The sequence below is a fragment of the Lysinibacillus sphaericus genome (assembly GCF_002982115.1).
Classification (GTDB): Bacteria; Bacillota; Bacilli; order Bacillales_A; family Planococcaceae; genus Lysinibacillus; species Lysinibacillus sphaericus.
Map to the genome: position 1 here is coordinate 56,916 of NZ_CP019980.1, position 8,085 is coordinate 65,000.

General features: G+C 47.4%; 1 protein-coding gene and 4 rRNA genes (1 of these 5 cut by a window edge). All 5 read right to left on the reverse strand.

Translation table 11 applies throughout. The features are described from left to right. Window positions 1–52: 52 nt before the first annotated feature. Window positions 53–2,980: ribosomal RNA gene (locus LS41612_RS00250) — 23S ribosomal RNA — on the reverse strand. A gap of 241 nt (window positions 2,981–3,221) precedes the next feature. Then, window positions 3,222–4,773: ribosomal RNA gene (locus LS41612_RS00255) — 16S ribosomal RNA — on the reverse strand. Between the two features lie 303 nt (window positions 4,774–5,076). Then, window positions 5,077–5,970 carry a patatin-like phospholipase family protein gene (locus tag LS41612_RS00260; RefSeq protein WP_024364927.1) on the reverse strand — a complete coding sequence of 298 codons (894 nt, stop codon included), beginning with the start codon at window positions 5,968–5,970 and terminating at the stop codon, window positions 5,077–5,079. A 519-nt stretch (window positions 5,971–6,489) separates the two neighbouring features. Next, a 5S ribosomal RNA gene (rrf, locus tag LS41612_RS00265) occupies window positions 6,490–6,605 on the reverse strand. Window positions 6,606–6,670: 65 nt separating this feature from the next. Further along, window positions 6,671–8,085: ribosomal RNA gene (locus LS41612_RS00270) — 23S ribosomal RNA — on the reverse strand; it runs 1,513 nt beyond the window's last position. Together the 16S, 23S and 5S rRNA genes form the textbook arrangement of a ribosomal RNA operon.

The window sequence follows — 8,085 nt, forward strand, 5'->3', positions numbered from 1 at the left end:
AAAGATTGTTCTTTCAAAACTGGATAAACGGTTCATTGAATGTTTCAAACTTTTGGTTAAGTCCTCGATCGATTAGTATTCGTCAGCTCCATGTGTCACCACACTTCCACCTCGAACCTATCTACCTCATCGTCTTTGAGGGATCTTACTTACTTGCGTAATGGGAAATCTCATCTTGAGGGGGGCTTCATGCTTAGATGCTTTCAGCACTTATCCCGTCCACACATAGCTACCCAGCGATGCCTTTGGCAAGACAACTGGTACACCAGCGGTGTGTCCATCCCGGTCCTCTCGTACTAAGGACAGCTCCTCTCAAATTTCCTACGCCCACGACGGATAGGGACCGAACTGTCTCACGACGTTCTGAACCCAGCTCGCGTACCGCTTTAATGGGCGAACAGCCCAACCCTTGGGACCGACTACAGCCCCAGGATGCGATGAGCCGACATCGAGGTGCCAAACCTCCCCGTCGATGTGGACTCTTGGGGGAGATAAGCCTGTTATCCCCGGGGTAGCTTTTATCCGTTGAGCGATGGCCCTTCCATGCGGAACCACCGGATCACTAAGCCCGTCTTTCGACCCTGCTCGACTTGTAGGTCTCGCAGTCAAGCTCCCTTGTGCCTTTACACTCTACGAATGATTTCCAACCATTCTGAGGGAACCTTTGGGCGCCTCCGTTACCTTTTAGGAGGCGACCGCCCCAGTCAAACTGTCCGCCTGACACTGTCTCCTGCCCCGCTAAGGGGCATGGGTTAGAATTTCAATACAACCAGGGTAGTATCCCACCGACGCCTCCTTCGAAGCTGGCGCTCCGAGATCTCTGGCTCCTACCTATCCTGTACAAGTTGTACCAAAATTCAATATCAGGCTACAGTAAAGCTCCACGGGGTCTTTCCGTCCTGTCGCGGGTAACCTGCATCTTCACAGGTACTATAATTTCACCGAGTCTCTCGTTGAGACAGTGCCCAGATCGTTACGCCTTTCGTGCGGGTCGGAACTTACCCGACAAGGAATTTCGCTACCTTAGGACCGTTATAGTTACGGCCGCCGTTTACTGGGGCTTCAATTCGCAGCTTCGCTTGCGCTAACCACTCCTCTTAACCTTCCAGCACCGGGCAGGCGTCAGCCCCTATACGTCACCTTACGGTTTTGCAGAGACCTGTGTTTTTGCTAAACAGTCGCCTGGGCCTATTCACTGCGGCTCTCATGCGCTTGCACGCTCAAGAGCACCCCTTCTCCCGAAGTTACGGGGTCATTTTGCCGAGTTCCTTAACGAGAGTTCTCTCGCACACCTTAGGATTCTCTCCTCGACTACCTGTGTCGGTTTGCGGTACGGGCACCTCTCACCTCGATAGAGGCTTTTCTTGGCAGTGTGAAATCAGGAACTTCGTCCATACGGACTCGCCATCACAGCTCAACGTTACAGTGTGCGGATTTGCCTACACACACGCCTTACTGCTTGGACGCGCACAACCAACGGCGCGCTTACCCTATCCTACTGCGTCCCCCCATTTCTCAAACGGTGAGGAGGTGGTACAGGAATATCAACCTGTTGTCCATCGCCTACGCCTATCGGCCTCGGCTTAGGTCCCGACTAACCCTGAGCGGACGAGCCTTCCTCAGGAAACCTTAGTCATACGGTGGACGGGATTCTCACCCGTCTTTCGCTACTCATACCGGCATTCTCACTTCTAAGCGCTCCACCAGTCCTTCCGGTCTGACTTCAACGCACTTAGAACGCTCTCCTACCACTGACATCGTAGATGTCAATCCACAGCTTCGGTGAATCGTTTAGCCCCGATACATTTTCGGCGCAGCGTCACTCGACCAGTGAGCTATTACGCACTCTTTAAATGATGGCTGCTTCTAAGCCAACATCCTGGTTGTCTGTGCAACGCCACATCCTTTTCCACTTAACGATTACTTTGGGACCTTAGCTGGTGGTCTGGGCTGTTTCCCTTTTGACTACGGATCTTATCACTCGCAGTCTGACTCCCGTGTATAAATATCTGGCATTCGGAGTTTGTCTGAATTCGGTAAACCGGGATGGCCCCCTAGTCCAAACAGTGCTCTACCTCCAGTATTCTCATCACGAGGCTAGCCCTAAAGCTATTTCGGAGAGAACCAGCTATCTCCAAGTTCGATTGGAATTTCTCCGCTACCCACACCTCATCCCCGCACTTTTCAACGTGCGTGGGTTCGGGCCTCCAGTAAGTGTTACCTCACCTTCACCCTGGACATGGGTAGATCACCTGGTTTCGGGTCTACGACCACGTACTAATTCGCCCTATTCAGACTCGCTTTCGCTGCGGCTCCGCCTTCTAAAGCTTAACCTCGCACGTAATCGTAACTCGCCGGTTCATTCTACAAAAGGCACGCTATCACCCATTAACGGGCTCTAACTACTTGTAGGCACACGGTTTCAGGATCTCTTTCACTCCCCTTCCGGGGTGCTTTTCACCTTTCCCTCACGGTACTGGTTCACTATCGGTCACTAGGTAGTATTTAGCCTTGGGAGATGGTCCTCCCGGATTCCGACGGAATTTCACGTGTTCCGCCGTACTCAGGATCCACTCTGGAGGGAACGAACTTTCGACTACAGGGCTTTTACCTGCTCTGGCGGACCTTTCCAAGTCGCTTCATCTAACTCATTCCTTTGTAACTCCGTATAGAGTGTCCTACAACCCCAAGAGGCAAGCCTCTTGGTTTGGGCTCTTCCCGTTTCGCTCGCCGCTACTCAGGGAATCGATTTTTCTTTCTCTTCCTCCAGGTACTTAGATGTTTCAGTTCCCTGGGTCTGCCTTCAAGACGCTATGTATTCACGTCAAGATACTACGCGATTAAACGTAGTGGGTTCCCCCATTCGGAAATCTCCGGATCAAAGCTCACTTACAGCTCCCCGAAGCATATCGGTGTTAGTGCCGTCCTTCTTCGGCTCCTAGTGCCAAGGCATTCGCCGTGCGCCCTTAATAACTTAACCTAGTTATTAAGCCTATAAAAAACTTAAAAAAATAAATGTGTTTGTTACAATTTCAATGTCGTTTTATCCAGTTTTCAAAGAACAAATTCACTACCTGTTTCTACTTCTTCGCAAATTTGCGACGAAAGCGTAGCGACAGGAGCACAGTTTTGAAGTATTTCATCGTAATGATGAACCTTCAAAACTGAACGCAAAACGTAATCTTACAAACCCAAGGTTTGTATTCCGAAAATATCCTTAGAAAGGAGGTGATCCAGCCGCACCTTCCGATACGGCTACCTTGTTACGACTTCACCCCAATCATCTATCCCACCTTCGGCGGCTGGCTCCAAAAGGTTACCTCACCGACTTCGGGTGTTACAAACTCTCGTGGTGTGACGGGCGGTGTGTACAAGGCCCGGGAACGTATTCACCGCGGCATGCTGATCCGCGATTACTAGCGATTCCGGCTTCATGTAGGCGAGTTGCAGCCTACAATCCGAACTGAGAACGACTTTATCGGATTAGCTCCCTCTCGCGAGTTGGCAACCGTTTGTATCGTCCATTGTAGCACGTGTGTAGCCCAGGTCATAAGGGGCATGATGATTTGACGTCATCCCCACCTTCCTCCGGTTTGTCACCGGCAGTCACCTTAGAGTGCCCAACTAAATGATGGCAACTAAGATCAAGGGTTGCGCTCGTTGCGGGACTTAACCCAACATCTCACGACACGAGCTGACGACAACCATGCACCACCTGTCACCGTTGTCCCCGAAGGGAAAACCATATCTCTACAGTGGTCAACGGGATGTCAAGACCTGGTAAGGTTCTTCGCGTTGCTTCGAATTAAACCACATGCTCCACCGCTTGTGCGGGCCCCCGTCAATTCCTTTGAGTTTCAGTCTTGCGACCGTACTCCCCAGGCGGAGTGCTTAATGCGTTAGCTGCAGCACTAAGGGGCGGAAACCCCCTAACACTTAGCACTCATCGTTTACGGCGTGGACTACCAGGGTATCTAATCCTGTTTGCTCCCCACGCTTTCGCGCCTCAGTGTCAGTTACAGACCAGATAGTCGCCTTCGCCACTGGTGTTCCTCCAAATCTCTACGCATTTCACCGCTACACTTGGAATTCCACTATCCTCTTCTGCACTCAAGTCTCCCAGTTTCCAATGACCCTCCACGGTTGAGCCGTGGGCTTTCACATCAGACTTAAGAAACCACCTGCGCGCGCTTTACGCCCAATAATTCCGGACAACGCTTGCCACCTACGTATTACCGCGGCTGCTGGCACGTAGTTAGCCGTGGCTTTCTAATAAGGTACCGTCAAGGTACAGCCAGTTACTACTGTACTTGTTCTTCCCTTACAACAGAGTTTTACGAACCGAAATCCTTCTTCACTCACGCGGCGTTGCTCCATCAGGCTTTCGCCCATTGTGGAAGATTCCCTACTGCTGCCTCCCGTAGGAGTCTGGGCCGTGTCTCAGTCCCAGTGTGGCCGATCACCCTCTCAGGTCGGCTACGCATCGTTGCCTTGGTGAGCCGTTACCTCACCAACTAGCTAATGCGCCGCGGGCCCATCCTATAGCGACAGCCGAAACCGTCTTTCAGTATTGTCCCATGAGGGACAAAAGATTATTCGGTATTAGCCCCGGTTTCCCGGAGTTATCCCAAACTATAGGGTAGGTTGCCCACGTGTTACTCACCCGTCCGCCGCTAACGTCAAAGGAGCAAGCTCCTTCTCTGTTCGCTCGACTTGCATGTATTAGGCACGCCGCCAGCGTTCGTCCTGAGCCAGGATCAAACTCTCCATAAAAGAAATTTGATTAGCTCAAATTGTTTTGCTGGCATCAATTTTGATGTCCAAAATTTTGTTTCGTTCACTAACAAAGTTAGCTAGTAAAAACTATATTGATTACGTTTTGCTTGTTCAGTTTTCAAGGTTCATTTGCGCTAACTGTTTTTAAAAGAGTTAACTTTTATATAATAACATGTTTCTAAAATAATGTCAAACATTTTTTTGTTTTTATTTTTTAGTTACATGTTGTAACAGCAACTTTTATATAATAACATCTAGTTTTTGAAACGTCAACTGGTTTTATTATTTTTTTTAAAAAAACTATATTCTAAACCTCGGCCAAGTTTTTAAAAATTGAATAGTACGATTTCTACCTATCTCTAACAACGTTTCCTTTGTCTCTTCATTTAAATCAAATTGGGTAGCACTATAATCATCTACTGGAATAAAAACAATATCCCTTTCGTGTCTTCTTGAAATATATCTTTCATCATGAGCCCCTTTCATAGTAGCAAATAACGCTTCAAATAAATTCAAGCCATTCTTTATCTCTTGTGGGCATTGTTCTTCACTACTTCTACTTAGTTTAAGACCAAGTACAGGTCGCTTTTTACGCCCTTCTTTGTCATCAAATATCCATAAAGGGAAATTACTTAGTACGCCTCCATCAACAATGACTGATTCCCCCCTTCCTGTTTTCAATGTGACTGGTTCAAAAAAGAATGGAATGCCACAACTCATACGTAATGCACAAGCAACAGAAAAATTATTGGCATCAATTTGATATTTGTGTAAATCATCTGGTAAAACAATAATTCTTCCATTCGATAAATCGGATGCTACTAATTTTAATGAACCTTTAGGTAAATCCGAAAAAGTATAAACCCCCTTATCCGCTAATTTTTGAAAAAACCATTTTTCTAATGCTTTCCCTTTATACAAACCTAAATGGTTATAAACATTTATCCATTTCATAAACGGGAATGGTAGAAATGTTTTTCGAGGATCTAATAATGAAGGTACATCTAACTCTTCAAGTATACATTCAATTTCCTTTCCACTATAACCAGCAGCAATAAAAGCAGCTAAAATTGCTCCAGCACTTGTTCCTGCAACTCGTTTAAAATGAAAATTTTCAGCTTCTAATACTTGATACGCTCCAACCAAAGCAAAGCCTTTCAATCCTCCACCAGAAAAAACCCCATCAATCCACAAAATTCCCTCTCCTTTTTTAAGTAATCGTTATATTATAGAAAATTATCAAAGTGATTAGAACTTTAAAAAATGAATTTTGTCGAACTAACGGGCTTATTAGATTGTTTACGTAATCATTAAAAATACATAATAAAAAATAGAACGCCTGCCAGCATAAATCTCAATCCTAAATAAATAAGTAATACTTCAATATCTGCATGTATTCTATTAATGTTCTCATATAGAATATTCAAACCTCCAGCTTTCAAGCCCGTCTTAAGTAACTTATTTGTTTCATAATTAAAACATGCCATACAGTCACTAGAATGCCCTTAACGGGCTTTGAAATTGCAAAAATAGTATATTGCCAGCATCTACACTTTCTAATTCTTCTATTGATACTTTGTTAAAATTTAAAATGCTTGATAATGAATTATGATTTTCCATTTTAAAAAAATAACGAGAACCTATAAAAATAATAGATTCTCGTAATTGCTCAAAATAAAAAAAACAGCCAGCAATATGCTGACTGCTTTGTGTGCCTAGCGACGTCCTACTCTCACAGGGGGAAGCCCCCAACTACCATCGGCGCTAAAGAGCTTAACTTCCGTGTTCGGTATGGGAACGGGTGTGACCTCTTTGCCATCATCACTAGACAGTATTTAATTGAAAGATTGTTCTTTCAAAACTGGATAAACGGTTCATTGAATGTTTCAAACTTTTGGTTAAGTCCTCGATCGATTAGTATTCGTCAGCTCCATGTGTCACCACACTTCCACCTCGAACCTATCTACCTCATCGTCTTTGAGGGATCTTACTTACTTGCGTAATGGGAAATCTCATCTTGAGGGGGGCTTCATGCTTAGATGCTTTCAGCACTTATCCCGTCCACACATAGCTACCCAGCGATGCCTTTGGCAAGACAACTGGTACACCAGCGGTGTGTCCATCCCGGTCCTCTCGTACTAAGGACAGCTCCTCTCAAATTTCCTACGCCCACGACGGATAGGGACCGAACTGTCTCACGACGTTCTGAACCCAGCTCGCGTACCGCTTTAATGGGCGAACAGCCCAACCCTTGGGACCGACTACAGCCCCAGGATGCGATGAGCCGACATCGAGGTGCCAAACCTCCCCGTCGATGTGGACTCTTGGGGGAGATAAGCCTGTTATCCCCGGGGTAGCTTTTATCCGTTGAGCGATGGCCCTTCCATGCGGAACCACCGGATCACTAAGCCCGTCTTTCGACCCTGCTCGACTTGTAGGTCTCGCAGTCAAGCTCCCTTGTGCCTTTACACTCTACGAATGATTTCCAACCATTCTGAGGGAACCTTTGGGCGCCTCCGTTACCTTTTAGGAGGCGACCGCCCCAGTCAAACTGTCCGCCTGACACTGTCTCCTGCCCCGCTAAGGGGCATGGGTTAGAATTTCAATACAACCAGGGTAGTATCCCACCGACGCCTCCTTCGAAGCTGGCGCTCCGAGATCTCTGGCTCCTACCTATCCTGTACAAGTTGTACCAAAATTCAATATCAGGCTACAGTAAAGCTCCACGGGGTCTTTCCGTCCTGTCGCGGGTAACCTGCATCTTCACAGGTACTATAATTTCACCGAGTCTCTCGTTGAGACAGTGCCCAGATCGTTACGCCTTTCGTGCGGGTCGGAACTTACCCGACAAGGAATTTCGCTACCTTAGGACCGTTATAGTTACGGCCGCCGTTTACTGGGGCTTCAATTCGCAGCTTCGCTTGCGCTAACCACTCCTCTTAACCTTCCAGCACCGGGCAGGCGTCAGCCCCTATACGTCACCTTACGGTTTTGCAGAGACCTGTGTTTTTGCTAAACAGTCGCCTGGGCCTATTCACTGCGGCTCTCATGCGCTTGCACGCTCAAGAGCACCCCTTCTCCCGAAGTTACGGGGTCATTTTGCCGAGTTCCTTAACGAGAGTTCTCTCGCACACCTTAGGATTCTCTCCTCGACTACCTGTGTCGGTTTGCGGTACGGGCACCTCTCACCTCGATAGAGGCTTTTCTTGGCAGTGTGAAATCAGGAACTTCGTCCATACGGACTCGCCATCACAGCTCAACGTTACAGTGTGCGGATTTGCCTACACACACGCCTTACTGCTTGGACGC